The organism is Micromonospora sp. DH14, assembly GCF_029809455.1.
GTDB classification, from domain to species: Bacteria; Actinomycetota; Actinomycetes; order Mycobacteriales; family Micromonosporaceae; genus Micromonospora; species Micromonospora parva.
The window spans coordinates 264,790-285,734 of sequence record NZ_JARVKT010000004.1 but is presented as its reverse complement, the minus strand read 5'-3'; the positions used below and the strand labels follow the sequence as shown (position 1 = coordinate 285,734).

Sequence of the window (20,945 nt, the reverse complement as noted above, 5' to 3'; positions counted from 1 at the left end):
CAGCCACGACAACGACTTCTGTCACCATCTCGTGACAGCGCCAAGGATGTGAGTGACGATGACGAGCCCGACAACGATGAGCTGGCCGAGCCTGCGGGTCTCGGACTGGACCGCCACCCGCGACACAGTGCACATGTGGACCCAGATTGTGGGCAAGATCCGCATGGCGCACGCGCCGTTTCTCAACCATTGGTGGCAGGTGACCCTGTACGTGAGCCCGCGCGGGTTGACGACGTCCGCCATCCCGTACGGCACGGGAGTCTTCGAGATCGAGTTCGACTTCATCGGCCATCGGCTCGACGTGCGCGCCAGCGACGGCGGCGCGCGAAGCCTCGCCCTCCGGCCGATGCCGGTCGCCGAGTTCTACTCGCGGGTCATGGCCATGCTCGACGAGCTCGGGATCAAGGCACCGATCCGGCCGTACCCCAACGAGGTCGACCCGGCGATACCGTTCGCTGAGGACCACCAGCACGCCTCGTACGACGGTGAGGCGGCCACCCTGTTCTGGCGACAGCTGTTGCAGGCGAATCGGGTGATCGGTGAGTTCCGGTCGCATTTCGTGGGCAAGGTCAGTCCGGTGCACTTCTTCTGGGGCGGGATGGACCTCGCCTGCACCCGCTTCTCCGGCCGGTCGGCTCCGCCGCACCCCGGGGGCGTGCCCAACTGCGGGGACTGGGTCATGGTCGAGGGCTACTCGCGCGAGCTGTCCAGCTGTGGGTTCTGGCCCGGCGGCGGCGAGGAAGGCGCCTTCTACTCGTACGCCTATCCCGCACCCGACGGGTTCGCCGAGCGGCAGGTCGGTCCCGAAGGCGCGTACTACAGTTCCGAGTTTCAGCAGTTCCTTCTGCCCTACGAGGCCGCCCGTGCCGCGCCGGACCCCGACCGCGCGGTCGCCGAGTTCCTCCGCACCACCTACGAGGCCGCTGCGGACCTCGGGAACTGGGACCGCTCCGCGCTGGAGGACAGCCCGCTTCGCTGGCACAAGACCCCTGCTCGGTAAGACAAACAGTGTGACCGAACGATCGCCGTGTTACCCCTGCGGACACGACTGGCGGCAACCGGTGGCACGGCCGACGGTCGAACCGTTGGTCGGCCCGTATCGGAGATGAAATTTGAGGGAGGACACATGGTAGTGAATGTGAAAGATGTCCCCGAAGCCAAGCAGTACGAGGCTCGGGTCGAGGGAGGGCCCGGGGTTGCAGGTGTCGCGCAGTACATCCGCACCGCGGAACTCATCGCGTTCGTGCACACCGAGGTCTCGCCGGAGTACGAGGGCAGGGGAGTCGGGGCGGCCCTGGCCCGCGCGGGCCTCGACGAGGCCCGCGAAGCGAACTTGCTGGTCCTGCCGACCTGCCCATTCTTCGCGGGATGGATCGCCCGGCATCCCGAGTACCAGGACCTGGTGTACCAGTCCCGCAGCAGAGTCAGTGACTGAACGAAAGGGCGCAGCAGCGATCGAGGTGAGTATGAGCAGCGGAAACGGGAAGAAGACGTACGAGGGCAAGAAGATCACTGTCACGTTCGAGGCGAGGCGTTGCCGGCACGCCGCCGAGTGCGTCCGCGGCCTGCCGGAGGTCTTCGACACGGGCCAGCGCCCGTGGATCCGCCCCGAGGGCGCCGAGGCCGAACGCCTGGCCGAAGTGGTCCGGCGCTGCCCCTCTGGAGCGTTGCAGTACGAACTCGTAGACGGCCGGGCGGAGACCCCGGATCTGCCCACGGCACCGCGCGCGACTTCACCGGCCAGTTGATTGTGCGCGGTGAGTTGAGAGTGGACACATCGCAAGGCGGTTCGATCATGGCCGTATCGTCGAACACTGGGGATGTCATTCAGGACCTCATCGCCCCCGAGGCGATTGTCAACGGCAACCCGATGATCTGACACTCCCGTAGGTGGGGGGAGGTGCGGCGTTTCGGGACCCGTCCCTCCCCTCCGAACGGCGTGGTGTCCGGTCTCAGGACCTCCGTACCGCCGGGAAGCTGTCGTTTCCCACGTCCCGACTCGGTCGGCTGATCGCGGTCGGCGAGCCACTGCCGGGAGTCAACGCGGGCCCCTGTGCCGCCCACATGGCGGTCATGCCTCTGCCCGCGCGGCGAGCGCCCTATTCATCGCCGCGAAGCCTGACTCGGTCGAGCGCAACATGCCGGGCAGCATCATCACGAGCAAGCCGGAGAAGCGTTCGGACTGGGTGAACCGGCTCGACCCGGAGGTGAGCGGTTCGATGTCGAAGGAGTGCGCGCCGTCGAAGATGCCCGGGACGAGCAAACGGCCGAGCCAAGCGAGCCGCCGCTCGGGCTCGACGGCGGTGACGGTCGGTCTGAAGCGGCGCGGCTCAGCGCCGGGAAGAGCGATGGTCACCGCCAGCCGAGAGCCACGGGTCAGGCTGCCATCAAGGCTTGTGATGAATGGGTTCCATTCCGGGTACGCACCGACGTCGGTGAGGATCGCCCATACCCGATCCGCGGGCGCGGCGATGTCGATCGTATGGCTGATGGTAGGCATGATCGTCCTCTCGTGGTCTGGCCCGAGGGCGACTCGGTGGCCAAATCGGTTGTGCGACATGGTGTCGCATAGTTTCAGGTTATTTTGGGGTGAAGTCTGGCGATCCGAATCGCCGTCAGTCATCGTCGGGTCACCAAGAATTGCACCCGTGGCGACAGTTCGCGTCAGTGGAAGCTACTGAGGTCCAGAGCGGTCGCACCGTGCTGGCACGTCATCTGAGCACGGCCGACGCGCTCAGCGCTCATCAGCCGTGACCGCGAACAATCAGGTCGAGCCTGCCGAAGGAGGCTGGTGGATCGAGCGCCGACGTTCGGCTGCTCGGCCACCCCAGGACTCCCCGCCGTGTGCAAGTCTGGTCAGGGAAGCGGCAGATCCTTGAGCTGTCGGCGCGAGGTGATGCCGAGTTTGCGGAAGATGCTGCGCAGGTGCGCTTCGATGGTGCGTGGGCTCAGGAACAGCTGTGCGGCGATCTCCCGGGAGGTCGCCCCGGTGGCGACCAGTCGGGCGATGTGCAGCTCGTGGGTGGTGAGCGCGTCGGCCGGCTGCGTGCTCCGTTTGCGCGGGTGTTCACCAGTGGCGCGCAGCTCGCGGGCGGCCCGCCGGGCGAAGGCCTCTACGCCCATGTCCGACAGCAGTTGGTGGGCGGTGCGGAGTCTCTTGCGCGCGTCCTGGCGGCGGCCTTCGCGGCGCAGCCACTCGCCGTAGACGAGCTGAGCACGAGCCGCGTCGCTGGCCATCCGGGACTTTCCGAGCCGCTCGATCGCTTCGCGGTAGTGCTCCTCGGCCTCGGGTCCCGTGCTGGTCAGCGCTCGTGAGCGCGCCACCAGGCCGAGCGCCCATGAGGTGCCGCACGCATCTGCGAGTGAGGTGAACTGCTCCAGTGCGCGCGCCGCTCGCGCCGGCTCGCCGGCACGGACGGAAGCCTCGATGAGCTCGGGTAGGCCCACGCTGCTGATCGACTGTTCGTCGGAGCTGCACGCCCTCGTCGCCGCCTCCTGCGCGACCGAGTAGTTGCCCGACCCGTTGTGGAGCACTGCCATCGCGTACTGAGCCAGGGAGACATCCGTACCCCCGTCGGGGTAGATGTCCTCTTGGTCAATGATGGCGTTGAGCGCGGTGGTCTCGGCCTGATCGCCACGCCAGGCGTGGAGAATGACGCGAGCATGGTGCAGCGGCACGCCCCCGGTCGCCTGCGTGATCGCCGTGGCCTCGGTGGCCAACTCGTCGGAGTGGGCGAGATCGCCCATCAGGGCCGACGTGATGGACAGGAAGTTCAGTGCGGCGGGGAGCGTCGCCAGCGCGCCGGCCTCACGAGCGAGCTGGACGTTGCGGCTGGCCAGCACATAAAGCAGCTCGTCGTCGAGGACCGCCACGGCGTTGCGGCCGGCCAGCCACAGCCACCGGTCGCTCTGGCTGGACTGCACAGATTCCGCCTGCGGGCCGTCGCGGAACGCTTCCAGCGCAAGCCGTAGCGCCGGCGCTCCCGCCGCGAAGCCCCTCGTCAAGGTCGTCGCGAGCCCGTCGAGGAGCAGGTCCACCGGTCGCGTCGGCGCCCCAGGTGCGGGGGCGGTCAGGGCCGCTTCGGCGATGCGCACCGCGTCGCCCCCTCCGTTGATGATCGCCGCATCCAGCGCCTGTAGGTAGGTCTCGCGGGACAGCGCGGCGTCCAACGGGGCGAGTGCCTTGGCGGCGTCCATCAGCATGCCCGGCACCTCGGTGCCTCGGGTCAGGTGGAAAGCGATCTGGGCTCGCAACAGGTCGAGATGGGCGCGTTGCAGGGGATCGAGCGGATCGAGCGGCGCCGCCGTGAGCAGTTCCAGTGCGCTTCCGGACGCGCCGGCCTCGTGCTTGGCGCGGGCGGCTTCCAGCGTCAGCCGGGCACGGTTGGCGGGGTCGGGGGTGAGGGTTGACGCGCGCTGCAGGAACGCGGCCGCGGCGGCCAGCCCGCCACGGGCCCGTGCCCGGTCCGCCGAGCGTTCCAGCTCCGCGGCGGCGTCCTCGTCGGTGCCCAGGACCGATTGTGCGCGGTGCCAGGCGCGCCGGTCCGGGTCGGTCCGCGGGTCGGTGGCGGCGGCCAGCGCGCCGTGGGCGCGGCGCCGGTCAGGTGGTGTGGCGGCCCGGTAGACCGCCGAACGCGCCAACGGATGACAGAACCGCACCCGGCTATCGATCTCGAGCAGTCCGGCGGCTTCGGCGGGTGCGGCCGCCTCGCGGGCGATCCTCAGCGCGGCGGTGGCGCGCCACAGCAGCGCCACGTCGCCGGTCGGCTCTGCGGCGGCGACCAGCAGTAGCAGCTGGGTGTCGGGAGGCAGATCGCGGGAGCGGCGCCGGAATGCGTCCTCGACGCGGTGCGGGACGCTGAGGGTGTCGGGCAGCTCGAACCCGCCGGCCAGTTGGGTGGGCGGCGTGCTGCGGGGGAGTTCCAGCAGCGCCAGCGGGTTGCCGCGTGCCTCGGCGACGATCCGGTCACGGACCTCGTCGTCCAGCGGGGTGCGGACCGCGGCCGCCAGCAGCGCTTCGGCATCGGTGTCGCTGAGCCCGTCCAGGCGCAGTTCTGGCAGTCCCCAGAGCGGGTGACCCTCGCTCGCGCCGGCGTCACGTAGCGCGAAGACCAGGGCGATCCGCTCGGCGGCGACCCGGCGTGCCACGAACGCCAGGACCTGCGCGGAGGCCTCGTCCAGCCATTGGGCGTCGTCGACGAGGCACAGCAGCGGCTGTTCCTCGGCGATCTCGGCGAGCAGGTTGAGGGTGGCCAGCCCGACCAGGAACCGGTCCGGTGCCGCCCCGGCGCGTAAGCCGAGCGCCACGCCGAGGGCGGCCTGCTGCGGTTCGGGTAGCGCACCCGTGTGGTCGAGCAGTGGCGCGCACAGCTGGTGCAGACCGGCGAACGCGAATTCGGTCTCGGACTCCGCTCCGACCGAGTGCTCGACCCGGAACCCTGCGGGAACCGCGATGTCGCGGGCGTGTTCCAGGATCGCGGTCTTCCCGATGCCCGCTTCCCCGCGCACCACGAATACCCCGCTGCGTCCGGTCTGCGCCTGAGCGAGCAGGTGTTCGACGGCGACGCGCTCCGCGCGCCGGCCCAGAAGGTTCGCCAGTTCGTTCTCACCTGAGTCCGTCGGGCAGCGTACAAAGAGCTTAGAACTTAGGTAATTGTCACCGACGCGAACCGTGACCAACAGGGCGGGGTCTCAACCCTGGCTGGCTGGCCGGCGCGCCTGCCGGCGCCGTTGCTGGTCCTGGCAGGCAGCGACCATCCACCGGGCGCCACGGTGACGACCGGCGACGAGATCAGGGACTCCCACGGACGCGAAGGTGCCACCACCGCTGCCAGCCTGGCAACGAGGCAAAAACTGGATCAGTTAAGGAATTCTGGTGAGTTCGAAACGCGTCATCCACGGGCTGTATGAGGTAGGTGGTGTCATTGGTTGGGGTGGTACGGCAAACGTCTACCTGGGTCGCGACATTCGCTCAGGAAGCTCTGTCGCAATCAAGGTTCTACGCAAAGACCTTGCACGGGATCCCCTTTTTCAATCCAAGTTTAGGCGCGAGGCGCAGCTGTTGGCCCGTCTCAGTCATCCCGCAATTGTTGCCATTCATGACACTGGAGATGAAGAAGTTGAAGTAAGCTCGGTGGATACGGTGTGCGTTCCTTTTATCGTCATGGAGTATGTCGCCGGCCGGTCCTTGCGGGACCTCCTCGATGGTGGCCGGCTCGAAGTGGAGGAGTCGGTCCGTTATCAGGCCGGGGTCCTCTCGGCGCTTGAGTTCAGTCATCGAGCAGGCATTGTCCATCGCGACATCAAACCAGCCAACGTGATGGTCACAACCGAGGGTGCTGTCAAAGTCGTCGACTTTGGGATCGCGCGATCCAGTGGCGATTCGGCCGCGACTCTGACCCTGGCCCACGAGGTACTTGGAACTCCACAGTATCTCTCTCCCGAGCAGGTGCGCGGGGAAGCCGCGGACGCCCGCAGCGACCTGTACTCCGCAGGCTGCCTACTCTACGAACTACTGACCGGACGGCCCCCCTTTGTCGGTGCTGATCCGATCTCCGTCGCCTACCAACACATCTACGCGGAACCCGCGAGGGTCAGCACGCGCAGGCTGGGTCTCAATCCCGGCTTCGACTCCGTACTCGGGAAGGCTCTCGCCAAAGCTCGGAAGGATCGGTACCAGAACGCGCGAACGTTCAGAGAGGCCCTCCAATCCGCGGCGCAGGGCATCGCCCGCGACGAAGACGGGCTTCACTCGGGTGCGTTCGAGCGAAGTGTTCCTGCGGAGTCGCCTTGGGCAGTCACGCCCGCACGGCCACCGTCGACCGCTGACCGGCCAGGTGCGTGTTCACCGCTGGCGCGCAGTTCGCGGGCGGCCCGTTCGGCGAATGCGTCCGCGCCCATTGCCGACAGCAGTTGGTGGGCGGTGCGAAGTTGATCGCGGGCATCCCGGCGACGACCCTCATGCCCGCCGTGCCACGAACGCCAGGACCTGCGCGGAGGCCTCGTCCAGCCATTGGGCGTCGTCGACGACGCGCAGCAGTAGCTGTTCCTCGGCGATCCCGCGATCACCACCCGGTGTGCGTCAGCAACCGGCCGCGACCAGTGACGCTGCGTCATATGCGGTGATGGCAGGGCGCAACTACCGGATCGGCTGAGGACGTGCTTCCAGGAGGCCTGTCCAACCAACCAGTCATCGAAGTCGAACGGCCTGATGTCATCCACAGCGGTCAACGGCGGGTACGTCCCTGATGGGTGTCCTGCTCTCAGGAGGCGGGTTCTCCCGGACCTCATGTTCGGGACGAGCCGCTTGCGGCGCCTGGGTGACCTGCGTCCCAACCCCTTGCCGAAACGCGTCGCTGAGTTGACAGTTCAACTCAGCGGCGAGTCGTCCGCTCGAGTAACCGGAAGGGCAATGTCATGACCAGGCAACTAACAGGCCGTAGCTACCGCTTCGAGCTGGGTGACCTGAAGGTGCGGTTCACCTTTGATTCGCCGACCCAGGGCAGTTTCGTCGTACTGAAGGGCGCAGGGCTCGCACCCGACGGTCACGCTGAAACGGTGGCTCTGAACCTGCAGGAAATCCGTGAAGGCGTGTATCTGAACTCCTGGACCGAGGCGAGCGGGGCCACAGTTACGCACCTGGAGGACTTCGAGAACGGGACGGTCTATTCCAACGTGACCGTCGACGGCAAGCTCTACAACTTCGTCGGAACGATCAAGGAGGCCTGAAGATGACCCAGCACCCCGTCGCCCAGGACGATCAGGCAAAGCGAAACACCGAAATCGTTCTCACCGCGATGCGAGAGTTGTTCGCGGAGAAGGATCTCACCGCGATCGACCGATACTGGGCCGAACCGTACGTCCAGCACAGCCCGCAGATGCCCAACGGGCTTGACACCCTGCGCAGCGTCGTCCCGGGGCTGGAGGGCTTCTCCTGGGAGCCGCAGCGGGTTGCCGCCCAGGGCGATCTGGTCTTCACCCACAGCATCGTCCGTGGCTGGGCCCCGAACCCGGTGGCCATTGTCGACATCTTCCGGCTAGCGAACGGACGTATTGTGGAACACTGGGACGTCGTTCAGGACATCGTCGCCGCCGAAGACTCCGCCAACGGCAACGCCATGGTGTAGGCCCGGAAGGTCGACATGCCGGTGTGTCGACGCGAAAATGAACACCGTGACGATGCGACGTGACGACGACCTCGACCGGGCCGCAGCATGGCAGGACTTCGTGCTGGCGGCCCACCTCCTCGAGGCCGCGCTGGAACGACAATCCCAGCGCGACGGGAACATCTCGCACGGGCACTTCAAGTTGCTGGTCCTGCTGAGCGCGGCGGAGAATCAGACGCTGGGCCTGAAAGCGCTCGCCGGCATGCTGCGCTTCTCGCCCAGCCGTGTCAGCCACACGCTGACAGTCCTGGAACGCCAGGATCTGGTCACCCGGGGTCGTGTGCCAATCGGACGACGTGCCTACGAAGCCACCTTGACCTCGCAAGGTCGGCTGCTCGTTGCGCGCGTGCTGCGCGCGCAACGAGCAGAAATTCGAGACGTCCTTTTCGACAGCCTGGGTGCAGCTGATGCGGCCGCCCTCGGCAGGATCAGCGCACGTATCGTGCGAGTTTTCGACGAGGCAGAAGCCTAGTGCGGATGCCGCCGCACGGTGTGATGCAGCGTCTCCTGAACAGCACGGCAAGAGTGTCCGCGTGCCCCGCACCGCCGACCGACACGTCCTGGCCGCCTGCGACCAGGTCATCGGTGGAGTCCTGACCACACCGACGTCGACGGCAAGACCAGCGAGATCACCTGCTTCCAGCCGTTGCTCGATCAGATCGACGACCTCCAGGCCACGCCCGTGCACCTGGCCGGCTGCGCCCGCGGCCACTCGTCGATCGAAAACAAGGTCCGCCGGGTCCCCGACGGCACCTACGACGGAGACCGATCCCGCACCGGCACCAGGGCCGCAGGTCACGGCCCGCTCTGCGCAACGCCGGGCACCGTCGCGGACGGGGCCCAGTTGGGCTGCCGGGTCGCCGAGCGCGGGCTCGCCACCGAGGGTGTACGTCGGATGTTGCGCTCTGGCCCGCGACGCGTACGGCTGCTGCCGGCCGGCCGCCGGGTCGACCCTGGACAACGCCGCTCGCTCGCGGTGTGCTGGCGTGGCGGTTCACTGCGGTCGGGGCGGTGTCCCTCGACGGGTGTCCCGGGCTGCGGCACGTCCGCGACCTGATCGTCGCCGACTGAGGCGCCGGACATCCGCTGCCGGACAACTGCGCGTACGCGCCTTCGAGCCCCCTGGAAGCGGCCCCTCGCTGGGGGGCCGACCCGTGGCAGGGGGCAGCGCGACCGGTGCGGCTGTTCGGCGAATTGATCACGCTGATCACGACGGATGAGCGGTGTCACGGTTCGGTCATGCGAAGATCCCGGCCGTCGCCATCGTCACCCGACGTCGCGCCTCGGCCTCGTTGTCGCCGAAGCGGTCGATCGCCCAGGACAGGGCAAGTCCAAGTTCGAACACCTCGCTCGCGGTGACCTCTTCGGCCACCTTGCCGGCCGCCTTGGCCCGGTCCAGCAGGGCGGCGGCCCGCTCCATCAGTGGCGCATTCGCCGAGTGCAGCGGCGAGGCGTCGTCGTGGTGCGCGGTAGCCAGACAGGCTGGCAGGTCGTGCCAGATCCGCAGCCCCCAGCTCATCCGCACCAGCCATTCGACGAGCGCCTCGTCGGGAGGCAGCGTCCGGGACAACTCGTCGGCCTCTTCCTGCGCCCGGCTGAAGAACTTCTCGATGACCGCGGCCAGCAGGTCGTCGCGGGTGGGAAAGTTCCGATAGAGCGTCGCGTTGCCCACGTCGGCGCGCAGCGCGATGGCGTCGAGCGAGGCGAACACTCCGTCGGCCTCGAACACTTCGCGCGCGGCGGCCAAGATCGCGTCGCGGTTGCGTTGGGCATCGGCGCGAAGCGGACGTGTTTTGACCAACATCACTCCTCGTTGCAGAAGTGGGGACACTCCCCACATACTCTTAGCGGGGAAACTCCCCACTTACGAAGGAGTTTATATGAGCTACGACGACCTGGCTGGTCTGCGGATCACGGTGACGAACGGTGTCGCCACCGCCACCCTCGACCACCCGCCGCTGAACCTGGTGGACGGCGTCCTGCTGCCCTCACTGCGCGGCTTCATCAACCGGGTGCGCCGCGACCCCGACATCCGCGTCGTCGTGTTCGACAGCGCCGACCCGGGATTCTTCAGTGCGCACGGCGACATGGCCTACCTCACCGATCCGGAGGCGTTGCCCGCCGCCACGGCCGCTGCGATCGCCGCCGCGCCGGACATGCCCGTCCCGGACGACTGGAACATCCTGCAGGTTCTGAGCGAGGAGGTGCGCAGCCTGCCGCAGGTCACCATCGGCAAGATCGCCGGCTACGCCCGGGGCGCCGGCAATGAGTTCCTGATGAACCTCGACATGCGGTTCGCGGCGATCGGCCGGTCCGGTCAGGCCCAGCCCGAAACGATCATGGGAATTTTGCCGGGCGGTGCCGGAACGGTCAACATGGCCCGCCTGCTGGGCCGGGAACGCGCCCTGGAGGTGATCCTCGGTGGCCAACTGGTCGACGCCGAGCTGGCCGAACGCTACGGCCTGGTCAACCGTGCCCTCCCCGCCGACGAGATCGACGCCTTCGTCGACCGGCTGGCCCGCCGGATCGCTCGCCTGAGCCCCGAGGTCGTCGCCGCCGTCAAGGCCACCGTCGAAACCATCACCCCGAAGGTTCCCCACCACGCGTACGCCACGGAGAACGGCTTCCTGTACTCCCTGTTCACCGAAGACCTGGTCGCCTCGGCCCACAAGCAGCTCGCCGCGGGCGTGCAGACTCGAGAGGGCGAACGCGACCTGGAGGGCATCTACGACAGCCTCTGATCAGCGGGCCGCGCCGAGCAGGGCAATGGCTTCCTGGGCGCACCGCCATGTGATGGCGATCCCAACGTCGGCGGAGAGGCGGATGTGAACCGGTGGCTGGGCGGTCGGTGCTGGACCGGCTGCCCGGCCGCCGTTCTCAGGGCTGGCGGTGGCGATCTGCGCCCACGCGTACCACCGCTGGCCCTTCGACCCGCGCGGCCCCTGATGTGCGCTACGGCGCCGCGGTGACAGTGTCCACCGTGGTGCAGCCACTGGCCGGGTTCAGGCTGAGCGCAATGACCGCGTCGAGCCGGTCCCGGACCTCGACGAGTCCGGTGATCTGCTCGTTGATGCGGTCGCGCTCGCGATTCAGCATGGCTTGGGACTGCGGTGTGGTGACCTTCGCGTCGACGCAGGGCAGGAGGTCCAGGATGGTTTTGCTGGACAGGCCTGCGCCGTACAGCATCTGGATCAGATGCACCCGCTCGGCCGCCATCTCGCCATAGTGCCGCTGACCGCCGTTGCTGCGTGCGCTGGTCAGTAGTCCCTGCTCCTCGTAGTAGCGCAGCGCTCGCACCGAAACCCCGGTCCTGGTGGCGAGTTCACCGATCCGCACGACTTCCCCTCTCAACCTGGTGATGCCAGGCACAGCATTTGCCTCTGACGTCGGCGTCAGGTTCTAGCGTAGCCCGAGCAACGGAACGTCTTTAGCCTGTGGAGGCACCCATGCGTATTTCTGGTTCGGTCGCGCTCGTCACCGGCGCCAACCGTGGACTCGGCAAGCACTTCACCCAACAGTTGCTGGAGCGTGGCGCGACCAAGGTGTACGCCACGGCCCGCAACACGGAACTGATCGACATCGCCGGCGTTGAGAAGCTGCGCCTGGACATCACCGACCCGCAGTCGGTCGCGGCCGCGGCGGCCGCCGCTCCCGACGTCACCCTGCTGATCAACAACGCCGGGCTCGCCACCGGGGCGAACCTGGTCAGCGGCGACCTGAGCAAGATCCGGTTGGAAATGGACACACACTTCTACGGCACCCTCGGCATGGTTCGGGCGTTCGCGCCGGTGCTCGCCAGCAACGGCGGCGGGGGGATTCTCAACGCCCTGTCCGCTCTGTCATGGTTCTCCTACGACGGGGCCAACGCCTACAGCGCGGCGAAGGCAGCCGCGTGGAGTCTGACCAACGGCGTCCGCATCGAACTCGCCGGGCAGGGGACCCTCGTGACCGGGCTGCACCTGGGCGCTGCCGACACTGACATGGCGGCCGGCTACGACGGCGACAAGATGGCCCCCGCCGACGTGGTGCGTGCCGCACTCGATGGCATCGAGGCCGGCAAGCTCGAGGTCATTGCCGACGAATGGAGCGCCTACGTCAAGGCATCCCTCGCCGGGGACCCGAGCGCGTTCTACACCGCCGCCTCGGCGAGCTGACGAAGCAGGTCGACGGGCACGGCGGCCAGGTCCGCGTCGCCGGTGGGGAGGCGCGGACCGCCGCACGAGGCGCGCACCTCGCCGATCATGGAGTTGTGGTGGGCAACAAAACGCCCGCAAAACGCCAAGTCGGGCACCACAACTCCATGATCGGCGGGTCCACCTCACCTCGAACTCGCAGCCGAGGCACCTCCCTGGCCCCGGAACCCGTTCCATTACGCGGTCGGAGCCTCGAACGGGATCTACGCGAGCCAGAGTGGACGTCCGGCGGTGTCGGTTCGTCCTTGGTCGCTTGACCTCCGGCTTCACCCGTCCTGCCGACCGCGTCGCGCACCCCGGGGCTCGCGTCGCATTCCCGTCGAAAACATCCCCCCAAGCGGCACGGCCCGCCGACTCTGACGCAACGCATTCTGCGACTTCTGTTCCGGTCGTCGTCCGGGCCGGGGGACGCCGGACTCGTCGCCGTTGATGAAACGCTTCCCTATGCTGTCGCCGGAGCGATGTTTCGGATCAGCATCGGCGAAAAGGACGCGTTCGCCGGGGCCGAGGTCGGGTACCCGGCAACCAGGGCCACGACCAGTGACACCACGTCACAGGTGGTCGTGACGTGGCGTCACTGACGGGTCGGCCGCGCCCGCGCTGTCATGGAAGTGACCGAGGGACACCGGAGGCCGGCCTCCGGCACCTTGGACAACTCTGGCCTGGGTCGCCATCGCGGCCACCCTCGCCACCCGACTCTTTCACTGGGACCCCGCCGATGACCGCCGCTGTCAAATACTGCGACGCCGCGCGTGACCCAGTTCCGGGGAGAGGGTGTCCGTTGACAGGCGACTCGTCACCGTGCGCCCGCCAGTGAAGCGCTTCGCGCAAACATGTGTCATTTCTCGAAACAGCAACAGGAGTGAAGAGTGGGAAGCGAGCGGCAACAGCGCCCGACCGGTGTCGTCCAGGAGGATGCCAGGTCTGGTGGGCTTCGACGGGTTGGGAGGTCCTTCGGCCCCTGGATCCCCCTGTTCCCGCTGACGGCTGTCGCGTTCGTGCTCGCGTGGCTCAACCGGAGTCCGTGGTGGGGTTGGGCACTTGTCGTGGGGCTGCTCGTGGTGCTCGGTGCGACCGTGCGCTCGTGGGCCCGAGGGCACACGCTGCTCCGGATAGGCGCGTGGCTGCTCGCCGGGGCGCTCGTTCTCGGGGCGGCGGTGTTCGCCTATCCACCGCCGCAGACCCGCATCGCCGGCGGTGAGGACCGCTCGCCGTCCGGGCCGGTGCAGACGCAGCAGGGGCCGATCACCGGCGTCTACAACGACGAGCGCACCGTCGAGGTCTTCGCGGGCATCCCGTATGCGCAGGCTCCGGTGGGGGATCTGCGTTGGCGTGCGCCTGAGCCGCTGAAGCCGCGCGAGGGCGTCTTCACCGCGGACCGGTTCTCCGCCGTTCCGGTTCAGGGCACCTCCAGGTTCTTCACGCGGGCGCTCTCGCAGATCGTGGAGGTGCCCCTGGAAGGCACGCTCCTCAATCCGTATCCCGTGAGCGAGGACAGTCTCTCCCTCAACATCTGGCGGAGCACGACACCCGCCCCGAAGGGCCTTCCGGTGCTCGTCTACATCCCGGGCGGCGGCTTCACGACCGGTTCCGGCGCGCTCCCCCTCTACGACGGTGAGGCGCTCGCCTCCCGAGGTGAGGTGATCACCGTGACCATCAACTACCGGCTGGGGGTACTCGGCTTCCTCTCCCACCCCGAACTGTCCGCCGAGTCCGCACATGACGCGTCGGGCAACTACGGGATCCTCGACCAGATCGCCGCCCTAGCCTGGGTGCGCGACAACATCGCGGCATTCGGTGGCGACCCTGACCGGGTCACGATCGCGGGCGAATCCGCCGGGGGCGAGAGCGTCTGCATCCTCGGTGCGACACCGCTCGCCGAAGACCTCGTCGACGGCATCATCGGCAGCAGCGGAGCCTGCATGGGCACCACGGGGAACAGCGAGCACGGCGACCAGACCGACACGCGCGAGGCGGCAGAGGATGCCGGCCGCCGCCTGGGCGAGCAACTGGGAGGGGCGACCATCGAGGAGATGCGCGACATGCCCGTCGAGCGCGTCGTGGACGCGGCGGGCGCGCTCGGTGCGCACTGGCAGCCCTCCGTCGACGGCTACGTGCTCGAACGATCGCCGGCGGAGACCTACGCCCTCGGAAAGCAACTGGACGTGCCGATCCTTCTCGGCAGCAACGCGGACGAAGCCTCGCTGGCGCTGGCCAGCCCGCCGGACACGGACGTCGACGAGTACCGGTCGTCCGCACGCGAGACATACGGCGCGGATGCGGATCGGTTCCTCGCTCTGTATCCAGGGGATACAGCGGAGCAGGTTCTGGAGTCGCGTCTGCGGGTCGAAACCGACAAGGTCATGACCCGAGCGATGCGGCGCTGGGCTCAACTGCAGACGCGGACGGGTGAATCGGACGCCTACCTCTACTTCTTCTCACACATCCCGCCCGAGAAGGGTCTGGAGAAGTACGGCGCCTACCACGGCGCCGAGGTCGCGTACGCATATGACAACCTCGGCGCCGACAGCGCCGCCGACTACACGGAGGCCGACTACCGGCTCCGCGACCAGATGAGCGCGTACTGGGTCAACTTCGTCCGCACCGGCGACCCCAACGCACCAGGCCTGCCGGCCTGGCCGACGGTCGGGCAAGCGCCCGACCGGGTTATGGAGTTCGCCGGCGGCAGCGGGATGGCACCCCGCCCACGCCCCGACGCCGTCGACTTCTGGGTGGACTACGACGGGCCGATCCCCTAGACGAGTAAGTACTGGATGGACGCTGACCTTGCCGTTGCGTGACGCAGGAGAACCACGATGAGGAGCACCGATATGACTGATTCGATGAAGGCTGTTGTGCTCGCCCGTTTCGGCGGGGCCGACGCATTCGAGTTGCGCGACGTTCCCGTACCGCAAGTCGAACCCCGTCAGGTGCGGGTGCGTGTCCATGCGACCGCCGTCAACCCGCTCGACTATCAGATTCGGCGCGGAGACTACGTGGATCATGTGCCGCTTCCGGCGATCATCGGGCACGACATCTCCGGGGTGATCGAGGAGGTCGGGTCTCATGTGACTGAGTTCCGTGCCGGCGATGCGGTCTATTACACGCCGCGGATCTTCGGCGGTCCTGGCTCCTACGCCGAGCAGCATGTCGCCGATGTCGACCTCGTCGGCCGTAAGCCGGAGAACGTCAGCCATCTGGAGGCGGCGAGCCTGACTCTGGTCGGCGGTACGGTCTGGGAGGCGCTCGTGACGCGAGCTCAGCTCACTGTGGGGGAGACGATCCTCATTCATGGGGGCACGGGTGGTGTCGGCACGATTGCGATTCAGGTCGCGAAGGCGATCGGCGCGCGCGTGATCACCACTGCGAGGGCGGGCAACCATGAGTTCGTGGGCTCTCTGGGAGCGGATGCGGCGATCGACTCTGCTACGTCGGACTACGTCGATGCGGTGACCGAGTTGACCGGGGGCAAGGGGGTTGACGTCGTCTTTGACACGATCGGTGGCGACACGCTCACCCGAAGCCCGCTGACGCTCGCCGACGCCGGACGCGTCGTCAGCATCGTCGACATCGCGCAGCCGCAGAACCTCATCGAGGCGTGGGGTAAGAACGCCGCCTATCACTTCGTCTTCACTAGGCAGAACCGAGGAAAGCTGGACGCGCTCACCACGCTGGTCGAGCGCGGTCTCGTGAAGCCGGTCGTTGGCGCGACCCTTCCGCTGGCTCGGGTGGGCGAGGCTCATGGGCTCCTGGAGGACAGGGCGTCGTATGCGCTGCGCGGCAAGGTCGCGATCGATGTGGCGGGGGAAACTGTGGTACTTCCCCCTCGCATCCCGTAGCGGAACGCCCCAGGCATTGTTCCTGCTCTTTCGCCCGTCAGCGAGGGTGGACCAGGCCGTTGTCGTACGCGAAGATCACCGCCTGGATCCGGTCGCGGGCGCCGATCTTGAACAGGACTCGCCCGACGTGCTTCTTCACGGTGGATTCGGTGAGGGTGAAGCGTTCGGCGATCTCGGTGTTGGTGGCGCCCTGGCCGATCGCTTCGAGCACCTCGCGCTCCCGCTCGCTCAGCGTGCTCAGGCGGGGATCCTCGGACGTGGCCGGCGCCGGTTCCTGCAGGTAGGCGTCCATCAGCTTGCGGGTCAGGCTGGGGGCTACCACTGAGTCGCCGCTGGCGACGGCGCGGATACCGGCGATCAGTTCCTCGGGGCGGGCGTCTTTGAGTAAGAAGCCGCTCGCTCCGGCCCGAAGTCCGGCGTAGACGTATTCGTCCAGATCGAAGGTGGTCAGGATCAGCACGTGGGTGCGGGAGCCGGCCGCGGTTATGCGGCGGGTGGCCTCGATGCCGTCCATGCCGGGCATGCGGACGTCCATCAGCACCACATCGGGCCGGGTCTGATCGACTTTCCGCACCGCCTCGGCGCCGGTGGCGGCCTCCCCCACGACGGTGATGCCGGGGGTGCCGTCGAGCAGCATCTTGAAGCCCATTCGTTGCAACTGCTGGTCGTCGACGATCAGGACGGTGGTCATGAGGGCTCCTTGAGGAGTACGTCAACGAGCCAGCCGTTCTCGACCGGGCCGGTGGTCACTACCCCGCTGTACATGGCGGCGCGCTCGCGTATGCCGAGCAGGCCGTGGCTTGGAGGGGCCGGCATGGCACGGCCGTTGTCGAGTACGCGTACCCGTACCTCGCCGTGGCAGGCAGCGAGAGTGACTGTCGCGGACGCGCTGCGCCCCGCGTGTTTGAGGGTGTTGGTGAGCGCCTCCTGGACGATGCGGTAGACCGCGAGCTGCAGCCCCTTGCCGAGGGTGCGCAGCTCGCCCGAGGTGGAGTAGGTGACCGGCAGCCCGGCTGCCCGCACGCTCGGCAGCAGCCGGTCGAGATCGTCGATGCCGGGCTGCGGCCTCAGCTGCGGATCGGTGTCCTCCCCGCGTAGCACGCCCAGCACCCGACGCAGCTCCGCCAGCGCCTGGCGGCCGGTCTCGCCGATCAGCCGGAGCGGCTCGGCGGTCTGCTCCTGCCGCGATGTGGCGAGGGCGGCGCTGCCGTCGGCGAGGCCGACGATCACCGACACGTGGTGGCCGACGATGTCGTGCATCTCACGGGCCACCCGGGCCCGCTCCTCGGCGACGGCCAGGCGGGTCTGTTGATCCCGTTCGATCTCGAGGCGGGCGGCCCGGTCCTCCAGGGCGACGAGGTACGCCCGGCGGGTGCGCACCGCGACGCCGGACGCGATGGCCGCCACTGTCGCCCCGAGAGCCAGCAACGACGTAAGGGTGCGGTTCTGGGTGCCCGGCCCGAACAGGTAGATCTCAGCGAGCAGTTGGGCCACCGTGATCCCCGAGGCCCAGGCCAGCGACCGCCAGGTACCTCGGGACGCCACCCCGAAGAGCATCACCAGCAGGATCACCCCGGCGCCGACGCTGGTGCCCAGCCCGCCCAGGAGCAGGTCGATGGCCGCGGTGGCCAGGAACGCCGGGAACGGGTAGCGCCGCCGCCAGTACAGCGGTGGCAGCAGCACCAGCGTCGCGATCGTCGCCGACAGGGGTTTCTCGATGATGTTCGGGATGCTGAAGAGCACGATCGGAACGGCAACCAGGGTGTCCATGACCCACGGATGGCGCCGGTCGAACGCCCGCAGCCGTACCTGCCGGTCCACGAGCCATCCCTGCGTGCTCATCGCCCGAGTCTCCCTTACGCGTCGGTCTTCTTGAGCCGATAGGCGGCGGCGGCGAGCGTCACGACCACGTACCCGGCGAAGACCGCGAGGCCGGACCATGGGGCCAGGGTGCCGTCCTCGGGCGTCAGCGCCATCACGGCGCTGCCGGCGATGCTGGGCAGGTACGGGGTGATGGCCTCGGCGATCGAGTCCGGCAGCAGCGGGGCCAGACCGGGCACGATCAGCAGCAGACCGGCCAGGATCGCGATGGCGCCGGCGCTGGAGCGGATGAGCATGCCGAGCGCGACGCCGAGCACCGCGACCAGGCCGAGATAGAGGCCGGCGCCGAGCAAGGCCCGCAGCACACCGTCGTCAGCGAGGCCCAAGGCGTCGACATTGTCGTTGAGTACGGCCGACCCTGCTGCGAAAGCGGCGAAGGCGCCAGCGGTCATCGTGACGAAGGCGGCCGAGCCAACCACGAGGCTCTTTGACCACAGCACCGGCAACCGGCGCGGCACCGCGGCGAGAGTCGCCCGGATCATGCCGGTGGTGTATTCGCTCGCGCCCAGCAGCGCGCCGAGCACGCCGACGGACAGGGCGGCAAGGGCGCTGCCGGACAGGACCAGGCCCACCGAGCTCATGTTGTCGCCCGCGAAGGAAGCTGAGGCGATCATGCCGAAGGCGATCAGGAGGAAGACGGAGATGCCGGTCGTGATCCAGGTGGAACGCAGCGAGGAGAACTTGGTCCATTCGGCGGCAATGACGCCGCCAGGGGTGATCTTCATCGGGCGGCCTCGTATTCGACAGCGTCGCGGGTCAGGTCCATGAACGCCTCTTCGAGCGAGGCGTTCTGCGGGGTGAGTTCGAACAGGGGAATGCCGCGGGCGGCCGCGGCCAGCCCGATCTGGCGGGCGGAGACGCCGGCGACGAGCAGTTCCTCGGCGCCGGTCGAGGTGACCGTGATGCCCGGGCCGGCAATCGTCGTGCGCAGCGCGTCGGGGGCGGGAGTGACGACCCGGATGCCGTCGGCGGTCACGAAATCGGTCACGGTGGTGTCGGCCAGCAGTCTGCCCCGGCCGATGATGACCAGGTGGTCCGCGATCAGCGACACCTCGCTCATCAGGTGCGAGGACAGCATCACGGTGCGGCCCTCGGCGGCCAGGCCGGTGAGCAGGTTACGTACCCAGAGGACCCCCTCGGGGTCGAGACCGTTGACCGGCTCGTCGAGCATCACCACGGCCGGGTCGCCGAGTAGGGCGGCGGCGATGCCGAGCCGCTGGCCCATCCCGAGGGAGAACGCGCCGACCCGCTTGTGGGCGACGGCCGAGAGACCGGCCTGGCCGAGCACCTCGTCGACGCGGGAGCGCGGAATGCCGTTCGTGCGAGCCATGGCGAGAAGGTGGCTGACCGCCGTACGGCCAGGGTGCACGGCCCTGGCTTCGAGCAGAACGCCGATCTCGCGCAGCGGTGTCTTCGACGATTTGTAGGGCTTTCCGTTGACCAGCACGTCGCCCGAGGTCGGCGAGTCGAGGCCAACAATCATCCGCATGGTCGTCGACTTGCCGGCGCCGTTGGGGCCGAGGAATCCGGTGACCTGTCCGGGCTTCGCGGTGAACGACAGGTGGTCGACGACCGTCTTCGCGCCGTATCGCTTGGTTACTTCGCGTACCTGAATCATGGTCACCACGCTAGGTGCGCGCAGCGCCAGGATCGTGGTACCGCAGTCGGCACTTCTCCGCCCCCCGTGGTACCGCGGTACTACCGGCAACTAAGCCGCTGGTGAAAGAGCACCTAGACGAGCAGGGCTTGAACCTCTACTGGCGTAAGCCGGTTCGGGCGGCCCGCTCGACTCTGGCGATCAGGCGACTGTTGTGGGCGGCGTGCTCGAAGCCCGGGGTGTGGTGGGTGCCGTTGGTGATGTCGCGCGCCAGGCTGGCGTACACCTCGCCCACGTTGATGGACGCGCCGCTCCAGATATCGGCGGCGGTCGGGCCGGTGCCCGTGGCGACGGGGCGGTCGGGCGCGGCGAAGTCGACGCTCGACGACAGCGTGAGGTCGCCGACCTGAACGCCCGCCGGGTGGTTGCCGGTCAGTCTCAGCCAGCCGTCCGACCCACGGACCTCCAGGCTGAAGGTGGCGTCCGTCGGGGGTACGCCGGCCAGGATCTGCACCCCCACGCTGGCGCCCGACGAGGTCTTGACGATGGCGTCGAGGTGGTCGGGCACCTCCCGGACGGAGACGGCGCCGGTGTCCACCAGCTTCACCTCCGGCCACAGCGTCTCCGTGCGCGCGTCCACCTCTATGACGTCGCCGAGGACAGCCTCGACCACGTCCAGAACGTGGCCCGCCGCGATCGTCAGGAAGCCGGCGCCCGCGGCGGCCTTGTCGAAGTACTCGTATGCGCTCACCGACTCGGGGCCGTTCCCGAAGGTCGTCGCGGCGACTCGCGCGGACAGCAGCCGACCGAGTCGCCCCGCCTCGATGATCTCTGCCGCGCGGCGCACCGAGGGGTTGAGCCGGCCCTGGAGGCCGATCGCGGTATACAACGATTTGGCGGCTTCGGCCATCTCCTCTGTCTGCGCGACTGTCGCTCCCAGCGGCGACTCGGCGTACACGGCCTTGTTCGCGGCGAGGGCTGGGAGCACGAGGTCGCGGTGGGCCGGGACCTTGACCGCCACGGTGACGAGATCGATCGACGCATCGTGGATGAGTTCGAGCGGGTCGGCGTACCAGCGCTCGGCGCCGAAAGTCACCGCTGCCTCGCGGGCACTCTGCTCGTGGCGTGTGGCCACGGCCGCCAGGACGAACTGTGGCTGTGCCGCGAGTGCGGGGATGTGTGCCGCCCCCGCCCAACTGGCCTTCGTGTCCGCGCCGATGATGCCGACCCGAATCACCTTGCTCTTCATGATCTGTCTCTCCATTCGTTG

General features: G+C 68.1%; 20 protein-coding genes. 11 read left to right on the top strand and 9 right to left on the bottom strand.

Annotated features, from left to right (window positions below):
* Positions 1-58 precede the first annotated feature (58 nt).
* The 3 genes from QCZ28_RS08645 to QCZ28_RS08635 all read left to right on the top strand — a co-directional run bounded on the left by QCZ28_RS08645 (position 59) and on the right by QCZ28_RS08635 (position 1,748).
* Complete coding sequence (locus tag QCZ28_RS08645) at positions 59-1,000, top strand: DUF5996 family protein (RefSeq protein WP_279516087.1); 942 nt, start codon at positions 59-61, stop codon at positions 998-1,000.
* A gap of 126 nt (positions 1,001-1,126) precedes the next feature.
* Complete coding sequence (locus QCZ28_RS08640) at positions 1,127-1,435, top strand: GNAT family N-acetyltransferase (protein ID WP_279516086.1); 309 nt, start codon at positions 1,127-1,129, stop codon at positions 1,433-1,435.
* A 31-nt stretch (positions 1,436-1,466) separates the two neighbouring features.
* Positions 1,467-1,748, top strand: coding sequence for a (4Fe-4S)-binding protein (locus tag QCZ28_RS08635; RefSeq protein WP_279516085.1), 282 nt, complete (start codon positions 1,467-1,469; stop codon positions 1,746-1,748).
* A 323-nt stretch (positions 1,749-2,071) separates the two neighbouring features.
* Here the strand turns inward: QCZ28_RS08635 and QCZ28_RS08630 are convergent, their stop codons facing one another.
* Together QCZ28_RS08630 and QCZ28_RS08625 are read right to left on the bottom strand one after the other, a co-directional pair.
* Positions 2,072-2,500 (bottom strand): SRPBCC domain-containing protein, encoded by a 429-nt coding sequence (locus QCZ28_RS08630; protein ID WP_279516084.1) that lies wholly within the window; start codon positions 2,498-2,500, stop codon positions 2,072-2,074.
* Positions 2,501-2,856: 356 nt separating this feature from the next.
* On the bottom strand, positions 2,857-5,586 hold the full coding sequence (locus QCZ28_RS08625; protein WP_279516133.1) for a LuxR family transcriptional regulator: 2,730 nt from the start codon (positions 5,584-5,586) through the stop codon (positions 2,857-2,859).
* A 289-nt stretch (positions 5,587-5,875) separates the two neighbouring features.
* Between QCZ28_RS08625 and QCZ28_RS08620 the strand changes: the two genes are divergently transcribed.
* From QCZ28_RS08620 to QCZ28_RS08605, 4 genes are all read left to right on the top strand, one after another.
* Complete coding sequence (locus tag QCZ28_RS08620; protein ID WP_279516083.1) at positions 5,876-6,934, top strand: protein kinase; 1,059 nt, start codon at positions 5,876-5,878, stop codon at positions 6,932-6,934.
* A 482-nt stretch (positions 6,935-7,416) separates the two neighbouring features.
* Complete coding sequence (locus tag QCZ28_RS08615) at positions 7,417-7,728, top strand: hypothetical protein (protein WP_279516082.1); 312 nt, start codon at positions 7,417-7,419, stop codon at positions 7,726-7,728.
* Between the two features lie 2 nt (positions 7,729-7,730).
* Positions 7,731-8,126 carry a nuclear transport factor 2 family protein gene (locus QCZ28_RS08610; RefSeq protein WP_279516081.1) on the top strand — a complete coding sequence of 132 codons (396 nt, stop codon included), beginning with the start codon at positions 7,731-7,733 and terminating at the stop codon, positions 8,124-8,126.
* A gap of 46 nt (positions 8,127-8,172) precedes the next feature.
* Positions 8,173-8,637 carry a MarR family transcriptional regulator gene (locus tag QCZ28_RS08605; protein WP_279516080.1) on the top strand — a complete coding sequence of 155 codons (465 nt, stop codon included), beginning with the start codon at positions 8,173-8,175 and terminating at the stop codon, positions 8,635-8,637.
* A gap of 765 nt (positions 8,638-9,402) precedes the next feature.
* Here QCZ28_RS08605 and QCZ28_RS08600 read toward each other — a convergent pair.
* Positions 9,403-9,996 (bottom strand): helix-turn-helix domain containing protein, encoded by a 594-nt coding sequence (locus QCZ28_RS08600; protein WP_279516079.1) that lies wholly within the window; start codon positions 9,994-9,996, stop codon positions 9,403-9,405.
* Positions 9,997-10,045: 49 nt separating this feature from the next.
* Here QCZ28_RS08600 and QCZ28_RS08595 point away from each other — a divergent pair, with 49 nt between their 5' ends.
* A complete protein-coding gene (locus QCZ28_RS08595; protein ID WP_279516078.1) occupies positions 10,046-10,906 on the top strand; it encodes an enoyl-CoA hydratase/isomerase family protein in 861 nt (286 codons plus the stop codon).
* A 211-nt stretch (positions 10,907-11,117) separates the two neighbouring features.
* Here QCZ28_RS08595 and QCZ28_RS08590 read toward each other — a convergent pair whose 3' ends face one another.
* Positions 11,118-11,501, bottom strand: a complete 384-nt coding sequence (locus QCZ28_RS08590) for a MerR family transcriptional regulator (RefSeq protein ID WP_279516077.1) — start codon at positions 11,499-11,501, stop codon at positions 11,118-11,120.
* 110 nt (positions 11,502-11,611) lie between these two features.
* Here QCZ28_RS08590 and QCZ28_RS08585 point away from each other — a divergent pair, with 110 nt between their 5' ends.
* The 3 genes from QCZ28_RS08585 (at position 11,612) to QCZ28_RS08575 (ending at position 16,197) form a co-directional block, all read left to right on the top strand.
* Positions 11,612-12,319 (top strand): SDR family oxidoreductase, encoded by a 708-nt coding sequence (locus QCZ28_RS08585; RefSeq protein ID WP_279516076.1) that lies wholly within the window; start codon positions 11,612-11,614, stop codon positions 12,317-12,319.
* Between the two features lie 1,085 nt (positions 12,320-13,404).
* The gene (locus tag QCZ28_RS08580) at positions 13,405-15,117 is read left to right on the top strand and encodes a carboxylesterase family protein (protein ID WP_279516075.1); all 1,713 of its coding nucleotides are present in this window, start codon (positions 13,405-13,407) and stop codon (positions 15,115-15,117) included.
* A 72-nt stretch (positions 15,118-15,189) separates the two neighbouring features.
* On the top strand, positions 15,190-16,197 hold the full coding sequence (locus QCZ28_RS08575) for a zinc-dependent alcohol dehydrogenase family protein (protein WP_279516074.1): 1,008 nt from the start codon (positions 15,190-15,192) through the stop codon (positions 16,195-16,197).
* Between the two features lie 37 nt (positions 16,198-16,234).
* Here the strand turns inward: QCZ28_RS08575 and QCZ28_RS08570 are convergent, their stop codons facing one another.
* The 5 genes from QCZ28_RS08570 to QCZ28_RS08550 form a co-directional block, all read right to left on the bottom strand.
* Entirely contained in the window at positions 16,235-16,888 is a 654-nt protein-coding gene (locus tag QCZ28_RS08570; protein WP_279516073.1) for a response regulator transcription factor, read from the bottom strand.
* Positions 16,885-18,039, bottom strand: coding sequence for a histidine kinase (locus QCZ28_RS08565; RefSeq protein WP_279516072.1), 1,155 nt, complete (start codon positions 18,037-18,039; stop codon positions 16,885-16,887). Before QCZ28_RS08565 ends, QCZ28_RS08570 begins: the two co-directional genes overlap by 4 nt.
* 14 nt (positions 18,040-18,053) lie before the next feature.
* A complete protein-coding gene (locus QCZ28_RS08560) occupies positions 18,054-18,803 on the bottom strand; it encodes an ABC transporter permease (protein ID WP_279516071.1) in 750 nt (249 codons plus the stop codon).
* A complete protein-coding gene (locus QCZ28_RS08555; protein ID WP_279516070.1) occupies positions 18,800-19,696 on the bottom strand; it encodes an ABC transporter ATP-binding protein in 897 nt (298 codons plus the stop codon). The genes QCZ28_RS08560 and QCZ28_RS08555 overlap by 4 nt, the downstream gene beginning before the upstream one ends.
* Before the next feature lie 136 nt (positions 19,697-19,832).
* On the bottom strand, positions 19,833-20,939 hold the full coding sequence (locus QCZ28_RS08550) for a Gfo/Idh/MocA family oxidoreductase (RefSeq protein ID WP_279516069.1): 1,107 nt from the start codon (positions 20,937-20,939) through the stop codon (positions 19,833-19,835).
* Positions 20,940-20,945 lie beyond the last annotated feature (6 nt).